The sequence below is a fragment of the Crenobacter sp. CS_VA4 genome, from assembly GCF_055597485.1.
Genome location: NZ_JBVMAE010000066.1, coordinates 1 through 2,459, shown reverse-complemented (window position 1 = coordinate 2,459; position 2,459 = coordinate 1). Strand labels below are relative to the sequence as shown.

Genomic DNA, 2,459 nt, shown 5'->3' with positions numbered 1-2,459 from the left:
TGAGAGTCAAAGTTGTTTGTCCCTCATCCATGGGACTCAACTCTCGTTGTCTCTCGCATCACAGGCCTTGTGAGAGTCAAAGTTGCTTGTCCCTCATCCATGGAACTCCACTCCCGTTGTCTCTCGCACCACAGGCCTTGTGAGAGTCAAAGTTGCTTGTCCCTCATCCATGGGACTCCACTCTCGTTGTCTCTCGCACCACAGGCCTTATGAGAGTCAAAGTTGTTTGTCCCTCATCCATGAGACTCCACTCTCGTTGTCTCTCGCATCACAGGCCTTGTGAGAGTCAAAGTTGCTTGTCCCTCATCCATGAGACTCCACTCTCGTTGTCTCTCGCATCACAGGCCTTGTGAGAGTCAAAGTTGCTTGCCACCTCATCAGAGAAGTCAACTCTCACTGACTCTCACACAAGAGGGTATGCATCCCGTACCCTTCAAAAAAACGACATTGGCATTTTTGTAACAAGGAGACATGCGTCGCAACCAAGAAACTGATGCGTGTCCCTTACAACCCCTCCATCATTGGCATCAACATAAAAAGAAAAATTGACAACAAGCAGCTTTGTTATCAATATAAATGACAATCATAACATCTACGAGAAAGCATCATGTCTGGACAAACGACAGAACTCAATTTTGAGAAGGCCGTCGATTACCACTATGGCCATTTCCCACCATCCTCATTGGACTACTCAAAACTGATACCTCAGTTGGTAAAAGCAGCTGATGCAGTGGCTCGTTATGATCAGATGCTAAAGAACATGCATAACAGCGAAATTCTTTTGGCGCCATTGCGAAATCAAGAAGCGGTCATTTCCTCACGCATGGAAGGAACCGTTAGTACAATGGATGAAATATTGAAGTATGAGGCTGACTACGATGAGAACCCAACAGAATCAGCAACTGCTCGTTCTGAAGTAATTGAAACAATTCTATATCAAAGAGCTTTAAAAGCCGCCCAACAAGCAATGGAGCAAGGACAACCGCTGAGTCAATATTTGATTAGGGGTGCTCACCAACGCTTACTCTCGTTTGGTCGGGGAGCAACAAAATCACCAGGACAATACAAGTCCGAACAAAACTACCTAGCAGATAAAACGCGAAAAAATATTCTATTTGTCCCAATCAGCCCAACGCACTTGCAAGAGGGAATGGACAGGCTCTTTGACTACATCGAGAATAGTACTGATACATCGCTCATCAAAGCAGCCATCTCCCATGTCGAATTTGAGGCACTCCATCCCTTTAAGGATGGCAATGGCAGAATCGGAAGAATGATAATCACTCTCTTACTTTGGTCAGAAAAAGTGATTTCTGCCCCACATTTCTATATAAGTGGATATTTAGAAGAAAACAAGGACACATATATTGACACCATGCGCACCGTATCTGAAAAAAACGATTGGACAGCATGGTGCGTATTCTTCTTAGAGGCAGTAGAAAAACAAGCAAATCACAATCTCAAGATCGCTGAAAATATTCGAGAGTTGTATGAAGCCATGAAGCAAGAATTTGGAAAGCTACTGGCGTCAAAATTTAGTGTCAACGCCCTTGATTTCGTCTTTACAAACCCGGTTTTCCGGAATAACAAATTCACAAAATCAAGCGGCATCCCAAACTCTACGGCAGCGCGTTTCACTAGGGTATTACTTGACAATAACCTAATAAAAACCATAGAAGAGCCATCAGGCCGTAGACCTGCACTTTACGCTTTCGAGCCGCTATTGGAACTGGTAAGAGTTTAATTTCTGAAATCAATAATTCATGCCACACTTTAGTAGCGTGAAAGATATTGACCTTGCTCCAAAAATCCAATTCAGCACATATGGTAGCTTGGCTTACAAGAGGTTGACTCAGGTAGATTGCAGAGCAACGAAAAACAAAAATAATTGATAGCAATAACAAACATTAATCCACCAAAGTCCGCAGACCCCGGGGTCGAGCCTCTGATTCGCCACCAGGATTTCAAGGGGTTAGCGCAAGCTAACCCCTTTTTCCGTTTCAGGCTTGTGGCGTATTTGTGCCGAGCCCCATCACCACGTCAATGGTTCGGGCATGGTCAGCCAGATTCGCCGGACTCAAATGCGCATAACGCTGCACCATCTGCACCGACTTCCACCCACCCATTTCCTGCACCACATACAACGGCGTGCCGTTCTGCACCAGCCAAGATGCCCAGCAATGGCGCAGATCATGCCAACGGAAGTTCTCGATACCGGCTTCCTTGAGCGCCTTTCGCCAAGCTCGGGTATTGGCATTAGCTACAGGCTTGCCGTTGCAGGTGAACACCCGAACGGGATGTTTGCTCCGTTGGCGCAATAACACTTCGTAAGCCGTATCGTTCAAGCTCACATGATGATCAGCCTTGTTCTTCATCTGATCACCATGAAACCAAACAACGCGGCGCTCCAAATCCACCTGCGCCCACTCCAGCTTCAGCACGTTGGACTGGCGCAACCC

The 2,459-nt window shown here is 46.2% G+C and carries 2 protein-coding genes; one reads left to right on the top strand and one right to left on the bottom strand.

What is annotated here, in order from left to right:
* Positions 1-607 precede the first annotated feature (607 nt).
* Positions 608-1,744: a Fic family protein gene (locus tag ACZ2IA_RS22650; RefSeq protein ID WP_470294848.1), complete on the top strand. Its 1,137-nt coding sequence runs from the start codon at positions 608-610 to the stop codon at positions 1,742-1,744.
* Positions 1,745-2,000: 256 nt separating this feature from the next.
* Here ACZ2IA_RS22650 and ACZ2IA_RS22645 read toward each other — a convergent pair.
* Positions 2,001-2,459 (bottom strand): site-specific integrase (locus tag ACZ2IA_RS22645; RefSeq protein WP_470294847.1); only part of this gene is annotated, 459 nt, incomplete at its 5' end.